The sequence below is a fragment of the Kamptonema sp. UHCC 0994 genome (assembly GCF_029167235.1).
In the GTDB taxonomy this organism is placed as follows: domain Bacteria; phylum Cyanobacteriota; class Cyanobacteriia; order Cyanobacteriales; family Microcoleaceae; genus Kamptonema.
Window position 1 is genome coordinate 1 of the sequence record NZ_JARFTR010000293.1, and the last position, 16,710, is coordinate 16,710.

At 44.5% G+C, this 16,710-nt stretch carries 16 protein-coding genes and 1 tRNA gene; 8 read left to right on the forward strand and 9 right to left on the reverse strand.

The window, feature by feature from the left end; genetic code table 11:
* Positions 1-92: 92 nt before the first annotated feature.
* The 5 genes from PY364_RS26385 to PY364_RS26405 all read right to left on the reverse strand — a co-directional run bounded on the left by PY364_RS26385 (position 93) and on the right by PY364_RS26405 (position 3,984).
* The gene (locus PY364_RS26385) at positions 93-1,253 is read right to left on the reverse strand and encodes a pentapeptide repeat-containing protein (protein WP_275570684.1); all 1,161 of its coding nucleotides are present in this window, start codon (positions 1,251-1,253) and stop codon (positions 93-95) included.
* A gap of 475 nt (positions 1,254-1,728) precedes the next feature.
* Positions 1,729-2,394 (reverse strand): V4R domain-containing protein, encoded by a 666-nt coding sequence (locus PY364_RS26390; RefSeq protein ID WP_275570685.1) that lies wholly within the window; start codon positions 2,392-2,394, stop codon positions 1,729-1,731.
* 16 nt (positions 2,395-2,410) lie between these two features.
* On the reverse strand, positions 2,411-2,884 hold the full coding sequence (locus PY364_RS26395) for a phycobilisome protein (protein ID WP_275570686.1): 474 nt from the start codon (positions 2,882-2,884) through the stop codon (positions 2,411-2,413).
* A 138-nt stretch (positions 2,885-3,022) separates the two neighbouring features.
* On the reverse strand, positions 3,023-3,289 hold the full coding sequence (locus PY364_RS26400) for a hypothetical protein (RefSeq protein WP_275570687.1): 267 nt from the start codon (positions 3,287-3,289) through the stop codon (positions 3,023-3,025).
* The gene (locus PY364_RS26405; RefSeq protein WP_275570688.1) at positions 3,286-3,984 is read right to left on the reverse strand and encodes a V4R domain-containing protein; all 699 of its coding nucleotides are present in this window, start codon (positions 3,982-3,984) and stop codon (positions 3,286-3,288) included. The genes PY364_RS26400 and PY364_RS26405 overlap by 4 nt, the downstream gene beginning before the upstream one ends.
* A 604-nt stretch (positions 3,985-4,588) precedes the next feature.
* Here PY364_RS26405 and PY364_RS26410 point away from each other — a divergent pair.
* Complete coding sequence (locus tag PY364_RS26410; RefSeq protein WP_275570689.1) at positions 4,589-6,391, forward strand: caspase family protein; 1,803 nt, start codon at positions 4,589-4,591, stop codon at positions 6,389-6,391.
* 257 nt (positions 6,392-6,648) lie between these two features.
* Here the strand turns inward: PY364_RS26410 and PY364_RS26415 are convergent.
* From PY364_RS26415 to PY364_RS26425, 3 genes are all read right to left on the reverse strand, one after another.
* Positions 6,649-6,721 (reverse strand) — tRNA-Glu (locus PY364_RS26415).
* A 70-nt stretch (positions 6,722-6,791) separates the two neighbouring features.
* Positions 6,792-7,838: a M42 family peptidase gene (locus tag PY364_RS26420; protein WP_275570690.1), complete on the reverse strand. Its 1,047-nt coding sequence runs from the start codon at positions 7,836-7,838 to the stop codon at positions 6,792-6,794.
* A 147-nt stretch (positions 7,839-7,985) separates the two neighbouring features.
* Positions 7,986-9,368 carry an S-layer homology domain-containing protein gene (locus tag PY364_RS26425; RefSeq protein ID WP_275570691.1) on the reverse strand — a complete coding sequence of 461 codons (1,383 nt, stop codon included), beginning with the start codon at positions 9,366-9,368 and terminating at the stop codon, positions 7,986-7,988.
* Positions 9,369-9,617: 249 nt separating this feature from the next.
* Between PY364_RS26425 and PY364_RS26430 the strand changes: the two genes are divergently transcribed.
* The 5 genes from PY364_RS26430 (at position 9,618) to PY364_RS26450 (ending at position 13,127) form a co-directional block, all read left to right on the forward strand.
* Positions 9,618-10,604 (forward strand): sodium-dependent bicarbonate transport family permease, encoded by a 987-nt coding sequence (locus PY364_RS26430; RefSeq protein WP_275570692.1) that lies wholly within the window; start codon positions 9,618-9,620, stop codon positions 10,602-10,604.
* A gap of 5 nt (positions 10,605-10,609) precedes the next feature.
* The gene (locus PY364_RS26435; protein WP_275570693.1) at positions 10,610-10,900 is read left to right on the forward strand and encodes a transcriptional regulator; all 291 of its coding nucleotides are present in this window, start codon (positions 10,610-10,612) and stop codon (positions 10,898-10,900) included.
* Positions 10,878-11,075, forward strand: coding sequence for a hypothetical protein (locus PY364_RS26440; protein WP_275570694.1), 198 nt, complete (start codon positions 10,878-10,880; stop codon positions 11,073-11,075). Before PY364_RS26435 ends, PY364_RS26440 begins: the two co-directional genes overlap by 23 nt.
* Positions 11,076-11,181: 106 nt before the next feature.
* On the forward strand, positions 11,182-12,348 hold the full coding sequence (gene ribD / locus PY364_RS26445; protein ID WP_275570695.1) for a bifunctional diaminohydroxyphosphoribosylaminopyrimidine deaminase/5-amino-6-(5-phosphoribosylamino)uracil reductase RibD: 1,167 nt from the start codon (positions 11,182-11,184) through the stop codon (positions 12,346-12,348).
* A gap of 161 nt (positions 12,349-12,509) precedes the next feature.
* Positions 12,510-13,127, forward strand: a complete 618-nt coding sequence (locus tag PY364_RS26450) for a hypothetical protein (protein ID WP_275570696.1) — start codon at positions 12,510-12,512, stop codon at positions 13,125-13,127.
* Here PY364_RS26450 and PY364_RS26455 read toward each other — a convergent pair.
* A complete protein-coding gene (locus PY364_RS26455; protein WP_275570697.1) occupies positions 13,124-14,020 on the reverse strand; it encodes a PPC domain-containing protein in 897 nt (298 codons plus the stop codon). The two genes, PY364_RS26450 and PY364_RS26455, sit on opposite strands and share 4 nt — an antisense overlap.
* A 142-nt stretch (positions 14,021-14,162) precedes the next feature.
* Between PY364_RS26455 and PY364_RS26460 the strand changes: the two genes are divergently transcribed.
* Complete coding sequence (locus PY364_RS26460; protein ID WP_275570698.1) at positions 14,163-15,866, forward strand: NAD(P)/FAD-dependent oxidoreductase; 1,704 nt, start codon at positions 14,163-14,165, stop codon at positions 15,864-15,866.
* A gap of 200 nt (positions 15,867-16,066) precedes the next feature.
* A complete protein-coding gene (locus tag PY364_RS26465; RefSeq protein WP_275570699.1) occupies positions 16,067-16,552 on the forward strand; it encodes an FxLYD domain-containing protein in 486 nt (161 codons plus the stop codon).
* Positions 16,553-16,710 lie beyond the last annotated feature (158 nt).

Sequence of the window (16,710 nt, forward strand, 5' to 3'; positions counted from 1 at the left end):
CGGTATCTTTACCGCCCAGAGGGCGGCGTTACGTAAGTAATGAGTAAGTTCTCGAAGTATTTAACCTGACATAATATTACCAATTACCAATTTCAGTTATAAGTCTTACCATTAGGCAAAATTGCTCCAATTAAGTTAGCGCCCCTCATATCTGCCTCCGTTAGAATCGCTCCTCGCAAATTAGCTCCCATCAAATCCGCTTTGCACAATTTTGCCCCAGTCAGGTTAGCATTACTCAGGTTGATATTACCCATACGAGCGCCGATAAAGTTAGCTTTCATCAGACAAGCATCGCTCAAATTAGCTCCACAGAGGTTAGCTTCGCTAAGATTTGCTTCTATTAAATAAGCACCGCTGAGATTAGCTTCACTCAAATATGCGCCCGCTAAATTAATCCCAGTTAACAACTTCTTACTCAAATCTAAACCACCGAGATCGGCTCCGCTGAGGTTAATTCCACTCAAATGACACCCGTGTAAAACTATCTTTCTGAGGTAAGTTTTGCTCAAATCAGCCTTGCTTAAATTCGCTCTAGTTAAAATAGCTTCACTCAAGTCTGCTTCCCCCAAACTTGCCCAATTTAGGTAGGATTCAGTAAGGTCAGCACGTCTAAGGTTAGCTTTCAACAGATTCGCTTTCGTTAAGTCAGCACGAGTCAAGTTCGCTCCAGCTAAATTCGCCCTAGCTAACTCCGCCCCGCTGAGGTTGGCATCAGTTAAATCTGCATCTTTAAGGTTCGCCTGAGTCAAGTCTGCATCGTTGAGCTGGGCTTTAGAAAGATTAGACTTAATTAAATAAGCTTTACCAAGATTGGCATCATTGAGAACAGCTTCGCTAAAGTTAGCTGCACTCATATCTGCACTCTTCAAATTAGCTTTGCTCAGGTTGGCTCCACTTAAATTCGCCCAATTCAAGTGCGCTCCCATCAGGTTAGCTCCCGTCAGGTTAGCTCCCGTCAAATTCGCTCCGCTCAGACTTGCTCCTACCAGGTTAGCGCCGCAGAGATTTGCCCCGCTCAGGTCAGCTTTACTGAGATTGGCACGGCTAAGATGAGCTTTACTGAGGTCAGCTTCGCTCAGATTAGCCCCAATTAGGTAAGGCCTATTCTGTTGTTCGTTGATGTTTGCTAAAACGAGTGTCGGGGTATCGCCACCGTTGGAATCGGCCATGCTCAGGAGGAGTCCCCGCAGGTTAGCCCGCTTGAAATCTCTTTCACCTTCTGCATATCGCTTTAGGAGTTCAGTTGCATCCATTTAGACCTCCGCAGGGGACTTCGAGTCTACCCGTAGAGCAGTAGGTTTGACAGACGGGGTAGGTTTTTTGTATCTTTTTTGCTGAAAACACATTAAAAAGTAGTTTATCCAAGCTTTTCGCGTGGTAGTAAAGGTTAAAGCTCTATTGGATGCAACCTGCTTATTTATGATTTTAATATATATTTTATAATGTTTAGCACGATCCTGTCATCTTTCTAAAGCTTAACCGTATTAATATATAAGTTTATTCAAATCTTTATAGTGAGTAATGCCCACTAGCCTTAAACTTTATTTATACAAAATTGATCTTGATTCATCAGGATATTGATAAATACTCTTAATTATGAGACGGCTTGCTGGAAATGAGGTCTAAACTTTATTTGAGTGGGGGCGATCGGAGAGAGGGGGGCAACCACAGGGGGATTGCCCCTACAAGGCAAGTTAGTGGTAATCGAGAGAGATTAATGGGCGATCGCTAAGAGCGTTTTTCACAGAGGCGTTTGAGGATTGCTTCGTGGTCTTGACCCTGTTCAACCATAGCTTCTGCTGGTTGAAGGCGATCGCTTAAGCCTAAAATAAAATGGTTGGACTCAGCACCCATAGACTCGCAGGTAGTTTGTACGCAGTAAAGGTCTCGACCTGTTAATTGAGTAAAAAATGCACTCAAAATTCCAGCTTCGAGAAAACATACTGGACATTTCCACTTAGGAGCTTTTTGAGCAAACATGGATTTAGTAATTTTTACGATCAAAAATCCCTGTTCGGTATAGCTGGGGTCGAGGTCAAACGTCCCCCAGCCGTGAGTTTTCCAGCACTGTTGGAGACACTGAACAAATTCCACCATTTCCATCTCAGAAAGAGGTTTACCGTAATATTCGCTAACCTCTTCACAAAAACGAGCGTAGAAGTTTTTGCCCCACCAACGGCCGCAGTTGAATAGAACTAGACGGGCGGCTTGACCAGTTTCTTGTTCCAAGCCAGTGTATATCGCTTGAATGAATGTTTCTGGGAGTGCTAGGAGACGATCCCCACGACGATTTTCTAGCAAACCAAGTTCCAAGTCACCCCGAACATAGGCATCGGTTGCAAAGTAATTTCCGGGGAGGCGAGGCTGTGTGAGTAATTCGGCAATATTAATCATTGTTAGTGGTTAGTGGTTAGTTGTTGCTATTAGCCGTTACCAAAATAGTTGATGCTTGGTCTAAGAATGGTTGCAATATGGCGATCGCTTGTTCAGAAAGCAGTTCCTTCAAACGAGCCTGTAATAGCTTCCAAATAGTCGCCTCTATCTCTTGGCTTTGGTGAGCTTGCACTATACCAGAGAGCCAACCTAGCAGTCGTTCCTGAAGGAATACTGAGTCATTCAGCAGCATCGCCATAGCGCAGTGACGTAAGGCTAAAACCCAATGTGTAATGGATCTTTCTAAGTTTTCCTGTTTTTCTTGGGGAAAAATTTCTTGTAGCTGATTGGCGATAGGTTGGAAGATTGCTACTTCCTTATCGCGCAAAAATTCGTAAACTTTCAATCGCTGGGCTAGGGTTGCCGCATAACGTTTAAAAGTTGCGAGTTCTTCGTTTTTTAGAAAGCGGGTTTCAGCGTGATCCAGCAGCGCCTCAATCTCAGGGTGCATGATTTTAAGAAATTGGTAATTGGTAATTGGTAATAGCTAATAGCTAATTGGTAATTGCTAATTGCTGCTAATTGCTAATTGCTAGTTGTTTACAAACGATTAGTTATTAGCCATTAGCTATTAGCCATTAGCTATTAGCTAAAACAAATCGAGCAAATCATCGAGGGTAACTTCTCCCGATTCAGAAGTAGGCATTACTGCTATAGGCAAAGGGGTAGGCATTGCGCCAACTTCGGGAGTGCCTTCCCAAGAAATTGCCCGAAAAAAGTCACCTACTGACGAGGTTAAACTCAACTTTTGAACAGTAGCAGAGCCATTTTGGGTTTCTAGGGTTCTCCCTAGCCAGTTGCAGTTACCAAAAAAATCTTGGACTGATTTTTGCAGCCAGGAATTATCACTTTTCATCGCAATCTTTCCCCATTTTGCAGCCGTCTTTGAATATCTCGCGCTGTTGCACCTTCGTTAACCCAGAAAGCAGCAGCGTCTATTTTATCTGGATTGCCTAAGAGAAACTTGCAGTAAGTTTCTCCCATCGAGTAGCATTGGAGTTCGATGCAACTGAGTGGTTTTTTAACTAAAGCACCGAAGAAACCAGCAAATAAACCAGCATAGATGTGACAGACTGGTTTGCCAACATCGCCCAAGGTACGAGCAACTGCGGAGTCAAACAGGTTGATGAAGATGCACCCGTGTTTGCGATCGCTCATATCTACTTCCCATCGGCCCCAACCTTGAGCTGTAAAGGGCCACCACCAAGTTTCTAGCAAAAACATTAAATTTGACTGGCGGACGTTGTGTCCAAACTCCTCTCCAAACCATTTCTGAAAATATTCTGAATCTAGAGTACCCCACTGACAGCCAATGGTGTACATGATCACCGATGAAGCGGGGCCGACTTCTTCTTCAAGTCCTTCTACCAAGCCAATGATGAAGTCTTCGCTGGTAAAAATATTACGAGATTCGTTCCAGTCAGCGATCGTACCGCCCTTGGGGTCAAAAGCAAAAAAATCCTTAAACCTGTAATGGTTGTGGCTTTTAGGATATAACTGCTTAAGAGTAGGTTGGGCGTTAGTGACTTCTCTTTTATCGGCAGCGATCATTTACACAATACTCCTGTTTGATGTAACTTGTTCAACATCGGATGAGAATGGCACAGCTATTTTGGCAAGACCCAGATGACACTGGTGCTAAGATCGGGAAAATTTGGGGCAAGAAAAAAGCTTTACTTGTTTCGCTGCGGTTAGAATTTCGTTATTGCTGCGTAAGTCTCGGCTGAGACACTTTTTTCCCGGCAATATGAAGATACTTCCGGCAAGTAACCCAAGACACCCCTTTTCCTCTTGCACTGCTGTGTATCTTTAATTATGAGTCTTTCGAGCTTGCTTCAGTAGTTCGGCAATAAAAAAACCAAGCTTATGTAACGAAACGTAAAATTTCTCGATCTCGTTCGTAGTTGCGCTCTAGCGCTAAAGCGCAACTACGAACGAACAATGATTTACTTGGGCCGACCTACTTACTAAGTAGGAATCAGCAAAAAATCATCATCGCGCACCCATATATAATTTAACCTTTTTAGGCAAGTCTTAATCAAATTTATCCCTAAGCTGGCGGCTAGATAAATGCAGGGTCGCGGGAGTATCAACCACAAGCGAGCTATGTGCTATCTTTTTTGCAGGCTACCCACTATATTAAGGCGCATAGGGGATGAAACATAACGCTTGTATTGCAATTGGCATTAATCAATATCAGTTCCTCCAGCCATTGAGTTATGCCCAAGAGGATGCAGAGGCGCTGCATGGTTATTTGGTTGGCGAAGCTGGTTTTTCGCCGGAGGTCAGCCTGTCATTAACTGACTCGTCGCCGACGATGTGGGGCAACTCAACGTATCCCAGCCGGGAAAATATACTCAAACTCATAGATAGCTTGTGTTCGGAACACTTGCAGCATGGAGATTTGGTTTGGTGTTTTTTTAGCGGCTATGGTGTCAGCTATGAAGGCCAAGACTATTTAATGCCTATAGATGGCAATCCGGCTGACGTTCCGGGTACGGGAATTTCGGTAAAGTCTTTGTTTGAGAGTCTCAAGCGGGCTCCGACGGAAACAGTGCTGGTGCTGCTGGATATGAATCGCAGTCAGAGTGTGAAGGCGGGGGAATCGATTGGGACTCAAACGGCGGAGTTGGCCCGCTTGATGGAAATCCCGACGGTTCTTTCTTGTCGCCCGAACCAAGTTTCCCGTGAAACTTCTGCTTTGCGGCAAGGATTTTTTGCGGCGGCGCTGTTGGAAGGGTTGCGCTCTGGACAGTGTACGACTATTAAGAATTTAGATCGGTTTTTGAGCGATCGCCTGCCTCAGTTGTGCGACCACCATTTACGACCTAAACAGGAGCCGTTAATGGTGGTGAATCCTCCGGGGAAAGCTCATCAGGTGATTTTGCCTGATAGTCCTCAGCTAGTGGCGGCAGCAGTTGGTCGCAATGGAAGTATGAGTGTTGGGGCGATCGCAGAGTCGCAATACCAGCCGCAAATGGTTACTGCTCAAATTAACTCTCCAGGGCCCCAAAGCCGGGAAACAGGTGAAGACTTGCAATCGGCTCCGCCGCCCCCACCGCCCAATTCTGCTCAGGGGGGAAGTGAAGGCACAAACTCGGTGACACCCGAAAATTCAGAAACTGCCATGTCTGACAAATCGTTTTTGCAACAGCTAATTTTATATAGCGGAGTTACGGCGCTGGCGCTGCTGATCGGTGTTTTCCTTACTAACAGGTCAGTATTTCTCGGCCGAGGCGATGGTACAAAGCAATTAACTCAGACAGCCCAAAATGGTGCTGCTCCGAGCGTTCCAATGGTGGTTCCCTCACCGGTTAGTTCTAATCCGGGGGCGGTACCAGAGCCTTCTGCTCAGGCGCGGCTGGACAGGGCACGGGTGTTGTTGAAGGATGGGTCTGCTTCTAGCTTTAGTGATGCGATCGCTAAAGTCCGCAAAGTTCCCGCTAACGATCCCTTGTACCCACAAGCTCAAGAGGACATTGAACGCTGGAGTTTGACGATTTTGGATATTGCTAACGGGCGTGCTGGAGGGCAAAATTTCCAGGGGGCGATTAGTGCGGCTAAACTTGTACCGGATGTGAATCCGCCGATTCGGAATCAAGCGCAGCAGGCGATCGCTCTTTGGCAAGGACTGGCTAAGCAGCAACAGACTAATGATGCTCTGTTGAAATCTGCTCAGAAACAGATTAAGCGAGGTGTAGCTTCTTCTTACAGTAAGGCGATCGAGCAAGCTAGTCAAATTAAACCCGGTCAGCCGAAGTATGAGGAAGCTCAGAAGTCGGTTGGGCAGTGGAGCGATACGATTTTGAATATTGCTCAGTTACGCGGAAGCCAAGGCAGACTTAGCGATGCGGTGGAGGCTGCTAAGTTGGTACCATCGGGGACATCGGCTTATGCTAATGCTCAGAAGGCGATCGCTACTTGGAAAACCAAGCTTCAAGCTCAGAAAAAAGCTTGATTATCTTTCCTTGGGCATTTCTGAGCTACTTTGACCTCTCCCCAATTCTCTCCTCACTTCTCCCTTTTAGAGGAGGGGAAAGGAAACTATTTTTTATGGGAGGGGAAAATTCTTTCTCTCTCTTCCCTTCTTCCCTAGTCCCTAGTCCCTAGTCCCTAGCCCCTAGTCCCTAGTCCCTAGCTATAATCAATCAGAGCGGACAAAAAATAAGTGCTGAGTTATGGATTTAGCTCATAACTCAGCACTTATTTTTTTGATACCCCCAGGGGAATTCGAATCCCCGTCGCATCCGTGAAAGGGATGTGTCCTAGGCCTCTAGACGATGGGGGCGTGTGTTTCACACCTTTATTAACTTAACGCATCTTTCCGAGTTTGTCAACTACTTTTCCAAAATATTTTTTTATTGGTTCCAAGGCTGTTGGCAGTAGGCTTTGAGGATGCGAGTACAGTTGGCGATCGCGCCTAAATGAGCAATCTCAAACCCGTGAGTATTTTGAGTCGGGAAGGCCAAACAAGCGGCTCTAGCTACATGGCCAAACTTCATGGCGATCGAGGCATCGCTACCAAACCCTGCGATCGCAGCCAATTGCACCACCACACCCGCGCACTTGGCTGCTTGGCGCAATTCCCCATTCAAGCCTTCATCATAAATCCCGTAGCCATCCTGAGACAACAAAACAGGCTTTTCGCCATCCTCAATCGGATATTCTGGTGCAAGAGGGCAAATTTCCAAAGCAATCAGCGCGTCTAACTCCTGCCGTTGAGTAAAGTATAGTGCCCCGATCGCGCCTACTTCCTCCTTCGCCGATGCCACCAAATAAACATTAACTGGTGGTTCCTGCAAAGATGCAGCTAAATCCAGTAAAATTGCCACAGAAGCCTTATTATCCAGCGTATAACTAGCTATATAATTTTTTAACCGCATCGGGTGTTTGCGGTGTTTTCCTACTACCATGCGCGTACCTGGACGAATACCAGCCACCGCCAATTCTTGAGCAGTACATTTAGTTTCAATCCAAGCATTTTCCCACTTTAATGCCACATCTTCCTGCTGAGATTTTTGGGGAGATTCGTGAGAAACATGACGAGAACCAAAACTAAGAATACCGCTAATTGTTCGACGATCTCCCAATAAATCGACAACACCTTCACCATAAATCCAAGGGTAAGAACCACCAAGTTTACGGACATGGACTCTGCCATTTGAGGCAACAGTTTTAACGATCGCGCCTATTTCATCTTTGTGGGCAGTAATTGCGATAGAATGTTGAGAATCGCGACCCGGAATCAGTGCGATCGCATTACCCGCACTATCAAGCCAAGCCTTCACTCCCATTTTCGCAAACTTATCGATCAACCAGCTATCAACTTCCGACTCAACACCACTAGGGGAGTGTTGCATCACTAACTCTTTAATCGTAGCAAATAAGCGATCGTATTCTTGCATTTTTTTACCGCAGAGGAGAGGGGTAGCAGGGGAGATGGGGGAGATGGGTAATTAGCAATTAGCCATTAGCAATTAGCCATTAGCAATTAGCAATTAGCCATTAGCCATTAGCCATTAGCCATTAGCCATTAGCCATTAGCCAAAATATTAATCCGGCTTCACTTGTAGCGCATCCTTTGCTGATACTCCATCTCCCTGAGATCCAAAATACCAAAGACTCGCCGCCGCCTCGGCGCGAGTAACAGATTTATTAGGCTGAAACAGAGTTGTAAAGCTAAAAACTCGGCGAATATTCGCCAAATCTCCATTATTGAAATCAGCTAAAACGGCTCTTGAAACCCCAGAATTAATCTTCGACGCATCTTGAAAACCCCATCTTTCTTTCACCGCATCAATATTAGCTGAAGGCAAAGCTTGACGAGTATCCAGAGGTACTTTCCATAGTATCATGGCCGAACGAGTTAAAGGATCGTTTGGTCGAAATTTTACATCTTTAATATCCCCAGAAAGGGAACTGGGAATTAAACCCGCTTCTGCCAAACCTTGAATAGCTGGAAAATCAGGATCGGTTGTCGGGACATCTGAAAAAGCCGCTGACGTTGATGTTACAGCCAACCGAATTTGTTTCGGTTGACGATTAGCATAAATCTTATTATTAGCCGTTACCAGCCAGCGTGCATACTCGCGGCGAGTAATAATTTTGTTTGGTTCAGGTAACGTATTCGTAATATCTGATTTCTGATATTGCCCTTGTAATTTCAATACCCCTAACTCGGCTACTTCCGTCACATACTGACGTAACTCTTGAGGTACTTCGCTTTGATTTTGTACCACTTTCTGCGGTTCAGGCGATGCTTTTGGTGTTGATATAACCTTATCTATATCAGGAGAAGATGAGGAACTTGGCGAAGGCAAAGGAGAAGTAATTGCGGGAGAATTTGTCGGTTCTGGTGTGGCTGCAATTGCCCCAGAATCTTTGCTATACTCCATCAAAAATTCTGTAGATACTCCCGATTTCTCATTAGGTAAAAACGATATATTGACCCGTAAATTATCCTTAGTTGCTGTAAGTGTTCCTTGTCCATCTTCAGCAATAGGCAATTTGACTTCCCATTTTTGACGTTGAAATTCTGTCTGATAAAAATTCTGAATATAATTGCTGGGGTCGGTACTCATCCAGCGAAGCTGGACGTTTTCTTCAGTAGAATTAACTGGTTTAGTAACTTCAATCAACTGAGCATTAGTATAAACTGGAATCTCATTGGGAAAATCAGGGGGCAACTTAGCAGTTGTGGTATTAGATTGGTTAGTCGTAACTGGTGTTGGTGTCGGTGTTGAGAAGCTGACTGGACTTTCCTGAAGTTGGGGGTCGGCGGCCAAAGACTCCTCAAGTGCCTTACTATTAGGACTATTGGCGCAAGCCGTCAACGAGGCTAACAAAAATATGGTCAAACTTGCATTGGCGGCTTGACTTTGAATCCTGACCAAAGATTTCGAGGATCTAAGCCATCGAGTAAATATAGTATCCACAATAAATTCCCCAATTAACCTATATCTTTAAGGCTAGCGCAAATATTCGCTGTGGATGCGATCGCCAGGTTTCGAGGTCTTTCCCTTGTGGTTGACTTCGCTTGATATTCATTTTTATTTGTTTAGTTTTATGAAAAAAGTCAGAACTAGATACAGAACGTGCTAAAATCAGCCACACTTCGCGGAGGTAGTTAAATCTCTAGGAAACAGTGTCAGTACCATCGGATTTAATTTTTCAATAAAGCATCTATGGAATTTAGCCTGATTCTTTCCAATATTCTCAACCCTCCAGTGTTGTTCTTTTTTGTCGGATTTGCAGCCGTTTGGCTCAAGTCAGATTTAGAAATTCCCCAGCCATTGCCGAAGCTATTTTCTCTCTATCTCCTGTTTGCAATTGGCTTCAAAGGTGGTCACGAAATTATCGAAAGTGGCGTAAGTTGGGAAATTGGATTTACCCTTTTAGCCGCAATGTTAATGGCTTGTGTAGTACCAATTTACTCATTTTTTATCTTAAGAATCAAGCTAGATGTTTATAATGCAGCAGCGATTGCTGCCACCTACGGATCTATCAGTGCTGTCACTTTTATTACTGCCAGCGCGTTACTAACGAAATTAAATCTGAGTTTTGGCGGACACATGGTTGCAGCTCTTGCTCTGATGGAATCTCCAGCTATTGTAATCGGCATCTTTTTAGTGCGGCTGTTTGCCGATAAGCAAGAGAGCGAAACTGAAACCGTCGAGCAAATATCTTGGATTGAGGTATTGCGAGAAGCCTGTCTAAATGGCTCAGTATTTTTGTTAGTAAGCAGCCTAATTATCGGATTACTGACTGGCGACAGTGGTTGGCTAAAAATTAAGCTTTTTGCTGACGACTTGTTCTACGGGATACTGTGTTTTTTCCTCTTAGATATGGGATTGATTGCAGCCCGTCGTATTAATGACTTAAAGCAAGCTGGATCGTTTGTAATTGGCTTTTCTGTGGCAATGCCTTTGTTAAATTCTCTGATTGGGATTGGAATAGCAAAGCTTTTAGGTCTGTCTGTGGGCAACGCTTTACTTTTTGCGGTACTATGTGCAAGTGCATCTTATATAGCGGTGCCTGCTGCAATGCGGATGAGTGTGCCTGAAGCAAATCCAAGCTTATATATATCAATGGCACTAGCATTGACCTTTCCTTTTAACATTATTATTGGGATTCCGGTGTATTTACAGATTATTAACCGATTTTGGAATTGAACTCAATGGATACGATTAAACGCATCGAAATAGTTGTTCCTGCTATCGAACTCAAACCTGTGGTGAAACGGCTCGAAAAGCTTGGGATTATCAAGTACAACATCATTCGCCAAGTGATAGGTAGGGGGGAGTTTGGGGAATCCAGCGACGATCTCGATGCTCAATTAAGTAGCGTGTATATCTTGACAACTTGTTTAGGCGGACAGGAAGATTCAGTGTTTTTAGAGTTGCAGCCGATCCTGCAAAAGTATGGTGGTGTGTTTTTGGTATCAGATGCGGTGTGCTATCGGTGTTAGGAAGAAGGAAGAAGGAAGAAGGAAGAAGGAAGAAGCAAGAAGGAAGAAGCAAGAAGGAAGAAGGAAGAAGCAAGAAGGAAGAAGGAAGAAGCAAGGAAGAGAACAGTTAGTTAGTAGGATGGGTAGAGCGCTTCGCGAAACCCATCTCTGGAGGAGGATCTGTTTGAGGGCTTGACGGCGGCGATTGTTGCCGATCGCCTTAGAAATGCGAAAATTAGCGCCTGCCAAGGTTGAAGTCAAATTTCTTAGTACACTCAGGGTGAGACTCCACAGCAAAATCAATGGAAACTTTCCCCGCGCACGCTCAACCGGAAATTCGCTCAGCTAACGGACAACAGGAAGGCAAAACCCAACAGCCTAGTCAAGATTTTGATGCCGCAATGATGCGGCGGTGTATCGAACTTGCCGGCTGTGCTTTAGGTAAAACTGCTCCTAATCCTTTAGTTGGTTCTGCGATCGTTCGAGATGGCGTAGTTGTCGGCGAAGGTTTTCATCCAGGTGCAGGAATGCCCCACGCGGAAGTTTTTGCGCTGAGGGAAGCGGGAGAAAAAGCTCTAGGAGCGACTGTTTACGTTAATCTGGAACCTTGCAATCACTATGGCCGTACTCCTCCGTGTTCGGAAGCTTTAATTGCGGCTGGTGTGGCAAAAGTAGTGGTGGGAATGGTCGATCCAAATCCTTTGGTATCTGGGGGTGGGATTGCTAGATTGCGAGAAGCTGGGATTGAGGTTGTGGTAGGCGTGGAAGAGGAAGCTTGTCGGAGGCTGAATGAGGCTTTTATCCATCGGATTCTATACCGCCGACCTTTTGGAATTTTGAAATATGCGATGACTCTGGACGGTAAAATTGCGACCAGTTCGGGTCATAGTGCTTGGGTGACGGGGGAGGAGGCGCGATCGCAAGTACATGGTTTACGGATGGCTTGCGATGCTGTGATTGTTGGGGGTAATACGGTGCGGCTGGATAATCCTCAATTGACTAGCCACCAAGAAGGTAGACACAATCCTCTGCGGGTGGTGATGAGTCGCACTCTGGATTTGCCTAAGTCGTCTCGCCTGTGGGAAACGGGGGATGCTTCTACTTTGGTGCTGACTCAGGAGGGGACGAATCTTCAGTTTCGGGAATTTTTAGAGTCAAAGGGGGTGGAAGTGGTGGATTTGTCGCCGTTAACGCCCGCTAGCGCGATGGCTTATCTTTACGATCGCTCTTTTCTGTCGGTACTTTGGGAATGTGGCGGGATTTTGGCCGCAAGTGCGATCGCAGACGGATCTGTACAGAAAATTTTAGCTTTTATTGCTCCTAAAATTGTCGGCGGTCAAGGTTCTCCCTCCCCCGTTGGCGATTTAGGTTTTGCTAGGATGACAGAGGCGATCGCTTTGGAGCGAGTTAGTTGGTACTCTGTCGGTGCAGACTGTTTGGTTGAAGGCTATTTGAAAATTAAAGATTAAATTGCTAATGGCTAATGGCTAATTGCTAATTGGTACGTAGTTGGGCTTTAGCCCTCTGATTGTGCTTATGTAGTAAGTGAGGTAAGCACCTAACAACTCCCATTACCAATTACCAATTACCAATTACCAATTACCAATTACCAATTACCAATTTTTTTAGTATGTTTACAATTGTGATTTGGAGTCTAATGGTTGGTAGTCTCGGCATTGAGGCTGTAATCGTTGGCGGTTGGCTGCGCCGCTATCAGTTTGTTGAAGCCCAACAAAGTGAGGAGGAAGAAATTTTGACGCACTACGAATCTAAGGATGATAATATTCCTACGACCGATCGGGTACAATCAAACAACAATCCCAACTCCGGTTTTAAGGATTCTCAATTAATTGGTTGGGAGTTTAAGATTGTGCGGGCATCGAGCGACCTATTTCGTAATCCTGCTATTTTCCATCGGCTATGTGAAGAAGAGGCGCAAGTAGGCTGGATTTTATTAGAAAAGCTGGACGATCGCCGAGTGCGGTTTAAGCGCCCGATCGCGATGCGTGACATGGAAAGGTCGGATTTACCACGCTTTGACCCCTATAGATCGCACTATGGCTCAGGGTCAAATTGGCTGGCGATGCTAGGGGCGATCGCACTACTCGGCGCTATGGTTTTACCCGCTGTCTTAGGTTATGCTTTAGTGTCCACTACCTTGATCAAATCTCGTTCTAATTTGCCAGATTCACCTATTCAATCTCTCCCTTATTCTCCTACACCAGAAGAGAGCCCATCACCCCCCTAGCTCAATGCTGATGATAATGTTAAGTTATAATTAGTATCGCCTTGAAATTGAGAAACACGGACAAAATAAAGACCAGCAGGTAAAGGTCTAGGACTGATAATTTGTTCAGAAGCTGTACCAAAATTAGTGGAGGAACCAACCAGACCATTGATTCCAACTATCCCATCCCGGTTGATATCTTGAAGTAATTCTACATCTGCATCTGCACTCAAACCGTCCAGAGTTAAACTGAAATTGCTAGGAGAATTGAGGAGAAAACTGTAAATATCCACAGGTTCAGTATCACCTACAAAGTCGCTCACACCTTGAATTCCATCCAGTACACCAAGACTACGAGCCGAGGTTAAATCTTCGCTTTGAGTGGGGGGAACGCTAACAAGAGTTTCTTCTAAGCCAAAACGGAGATAATGCTCAAAGGCACTTCTGACTACACCGTTATTTACGGCTGCTGCTACAAGCGGGTATTTTTGCAGATAATAATCAGGGTCAAAAAGAAGACTCGGCTGGCGGTTTTCAAATTGACCTAACTTGAGGTAATGTTCTGCGAGAGTGAGTTGATTTCGTTGTACCGCTGCGGTCACATCTAGATTATTCGACCCATAAAAAGCCGTATCGAATAAAGGGTTAGGGTTGCGGCGTTCAAATTGACCAAATCTGATAAAATGATCGGCGGCTGTAATTTTTCCTTCCTCGACTGCGGCTGCTACATCAGTGTTTGTTTCTAGATAATAGCTAGTATCGAATAGAATATTGGGATCTCGATCTTCAAATTTGCCAAATCTGTTAAAGTGGTCAAACCCACTAGAAACTTTGCCGTTGGCGATCGCCAAACCGACATCAGGGTTGTTTTCTAGATAAAAGGCGTTGTCGAATAAGCTTCTAAGGTCTAACATTCCTAAAAAATTCTCTCACTAACTTAGGGTGCAAACCGTGCCATAGTATTGTACTATTCACTCTTGTAAATTGTACTTGGATTTACGAAATTAAATCTATCATCATAATTCTGCAAAAAATACTTGTGAGTGTCCCTGGAGTATGGCTAAATCTGACTTGATGGCAACGCTGCGCCGTGCCTACAGCATTGCCCAGACCTCAATTAAAACAGGAATTCCGGCGGATGAGCTCTTAGATAAAGCGATCGATCGCACGTTGGAAAATCGCGTCTCTCGTCGTCGTCTGCTACACAGTGGCTTAGCCGCAGCCGGGGCGATCGCAGCCACCACCTTCACGCGAGACGGAAACCGCGCAGTTGCCCAAGAAACGGGAAGATCCCCCATTTTAATCGTCGGCGGCGGAATTGCAGGGTTAACAGCCGCTTACCGCCTTCGTCAAGCAGGAATTCGCACCGACATTGTAGAGGCTACAAACCGCCCAGGCGGCCGCATTCGTACCTTGCCCAAAGTAGGAGGGACAATCATCTCAGCCGAACTAGGTGGAGAATTCATCAGCACCAGCCACACCAGTTTAATATCTTTAGCAACAGAACTCGGTTTAATGGCGATCGACCTTAAACAAGTTCAAGAAAGGTTTGTTGATAATACTTTCTACTTCCAAGGTCGCAGAGTCACCCTCGCACAATTAACCACAGATTTTGCTCCCTTAGCCCAGAAAATTGCAGCAGATTTAACAGCAATTGGAGACACTCTTAGCTACAAATCAGCTAATGAAACAGCAGAAAGCTTAGACAATACTTCCCTGGCTGAATATTTAGACAATGCTGAAACTAGCACCATCATTCGGCAATTGCTTCGCATTGCTTACATAGCTGAATATGGCCGCGACGCTGAAGAACAATCTTGTCTCAATATGCTATTTTTAATCGGCACTGAAACCAACAACTTTAGTGTCACTGGAAACAACGACGAGCGGTATCAAATCGAAGGTGGTAACGAAAAAATTATCCAAGGACTAACAAATTTAGTAGCCGATTCGATTGAAACTGCCACAATTTTAGAAGCTGTAAATACTCTCTCTGATGGTCGTTACCGAGTCAGTTTACGCTCAGGACAAAGTGCTTTTGACCGCACCTACGAGCGGATTTTATTTGCACTGCCATTTACCACACTGCGGCAAGTTCAGCTTAATGTCAATTTGTCCCGCGAAAAACTGTTTGCTATTAATAATTTGGGCTACGGTACTAATAGCAAATTAATTACAGCTTACAAAAGCCGAGTTTGGCGTGAATTTTATCGTTCAACTGCCGCTGTTTACTCAGATTTAGGATTTCAAACTACTTGGGAACCAACACCTTTTGCTCCCACTGGTAATGGTTTAGTAACTGAATTACTCGGCGGTAGACAAGGTTTAGCTCTTGGTAGCGGAACGCCAGAAGACCAAGCGCAAAGATTTGTGTCACAATTTGACAAAGTTTTTCCCGGAGTTAAAGACGCTCGTATTGGTAATGCTGTCAGAGCTTTCTGGCCAGGAGAACGTTTTGTCCAAGGTTCTTATGCCTGCTATTTAGTCGGACAATGGACTCGAATGTATGGCGTAGAAGGAGAGCGTGCAGGCAATCTATATTTTGCGGGAGAACACACTTCTTTAGAAAATCAGGGTTATATGGAAGGAGGCTGTGAAACAGGAGAAAGAGCTGCTGTAGAAATCTTAGAAGATTTGGGTTTAAGCTCTTCTGCTCAAAGCTTATCACAGCGTAGAGCAACTAATCTCAATTCTCCTCGTCCTAGTCGCAGAGTACCAAGAAATCGCAATTCTAGTAAGTCTAAACAAAGCATAAGATAGTGGTAATGGCTAATGGCTAATTGCTAATTTAGAACTTATGCAGTCTTAAATGTATTTCTGTCATTGCGAGCCAAGCGAAGCAAACCCAAAATTTTTGTCTTAACCTTGATTTAACCTGGAAACTGTGTAATTCCTCTAACAATTCCCAATTCCCAATTCCCAATTACCCATTACCTATTACACATTACCCATTCAGACCCATGAAACTTTTGCACTTTACTAAAGTTTTAACCAGTTTATTGATATCTCTTGCGTCTAGTATTGTCTTCAGTAATCCTCTGCTTGCAGATCCTCCTACTGTAGAAAATTCAGAGATAGATGTACCACTTTGCTATATGCAAACCGCTGATGGCAGGAGGCTAAACTTGGTGAATATGTGCGGTCAAGAAACTGAGCCTAGCACTCCTCAAGCTTGTAATACTAACTCTGATAATGCTAAAGTTTCAATCGCCAATTCCACTTATGATGGAAATTTTTTAATCGGGCAAATTATCAATCAGACCTGTAAAACGGTGAAATATGTCAAAGTAAATTATGAAGTTTTGGATGAGTTAGGCAACATAATTGATAATGGATTTATCTACGCCCAACCAGTGAATGTTGAGCCAGGAAAATTAGCTTCATTTCGAGGAGCAGTTGTGTCTGGAGCTAAAGTAAATGCAACCCATTTAGACTGGACTGAATAATTTTTATTTCGTTTTAACTACCTAATTATTTGTAACGCCGCCAACAGGCACGGTTTCTTGACGCGCTGCGCTTGCCAAGCAATGACATAGTTATGTCTTTTCCTTCTTCCTTCTTCCTTCTTCCTTCATTATCAACAATGACAACTGAAATACCATCC

Coding starts and splice junctions, on each gene's coding strand:
- PY364_RS26385 (WP_275570684.1), bottom strand. CDS start 1,253: ATGGATGCAACTGAACTCCTAAAGCGATATGCAGAAGGTGAAAGAGAT.
- PY364_RS26390 (WP_275570685.1), bottom strand. CDS start 2,394: ATGATTAATATTGCCGAATTACTCACACAGCCTCGCCTCCCCGGAAAT.
- PY364_RS26395 (WP_275570686.1), bottom strand. CDS start 2,884: ATGCACCCTGAGATTGAGGCGCTGCTGGATCACGCTGAAACCCGCTTT.
- PY364_RS26400 (WP_275570687.1), bottom strand. CDS start 3,289: ATGAAAAGTGATAATTCCTGGCTGCAAAAATCAGTCCAAGATTTTTTT.
- PY364_RS26405 (WP_275570688.1), bottom strand. CDS start 3,984: ATGATCGCTGCCGATAAAAGAGAAGTCACTAACGCCCAACCTACTCTT.
- PY364_RS26410 (WP_275570689.1), top strand. CDS start 4,589: ATGAAACATAACGCTTGTATTGCAATTGGCATTAATCAATATCAGTTC.
- PY364_RS26420 (WP_275570690.1), bottom strand. CDS start 7,838: ATGCAAGAATACGATCGCTTATTTGCTACGATTAAAGAGTTAGTGATG.
- PY364_RS26430 (WP_275570692.1), top strand. CDS start 9,618: ATGGAATTTAGCCTGATTCTTTCCAATATTCTCAACCCTCCAGTGTTG.
- PY364_RS26435 (WP_275570693.1), top strand. CDS start 10,610: ATGGATACGATTAAACGCATCGAAATAGTTGTTCCTGCTATCGAACTC.
- PY364_RS26440 (WP_275570694.1), top strand. CDS start 10,878: ATGCGGTGTGCTATCGGTGTTAGGAAGAAGGAAGAAGGAAGAAGGAAG.
- ribD (WP_275570695.1), top strand. CDS start 11,182: ATGGAAACTTTCCCCGCGCACGCTCAACCGGAAATTCGCTCAGCTAAC.
- PY364_RS26450 (WP_275570696.1), top strand. CDS start 12,510: ATGTTTACAATTGTGATTTGGAGTCTAATGGTTGGTAGTCTCGGCATT.
- PY364_RS26455 (WP_275570697.1), bottom strand. CDS start 14,020: ATGTTAGACCTTAGAAGCTTATTCGACAACGCCTTTTATCTAGAAAAC.
- PY364_RS26460 (WP_275570698.1), top strand. CDS start 14,163: ATGGCTAAATCTGACTTGATGGCAACGCTGCGCCGTGCCTACAGCATT.
- PY364_RS26465 (WP_275570699.1), top strand. CDS start 16,067: ATGAAACTTTTGCACTTTACTAAAGTTTTAACCAGTTTATTGATATCT.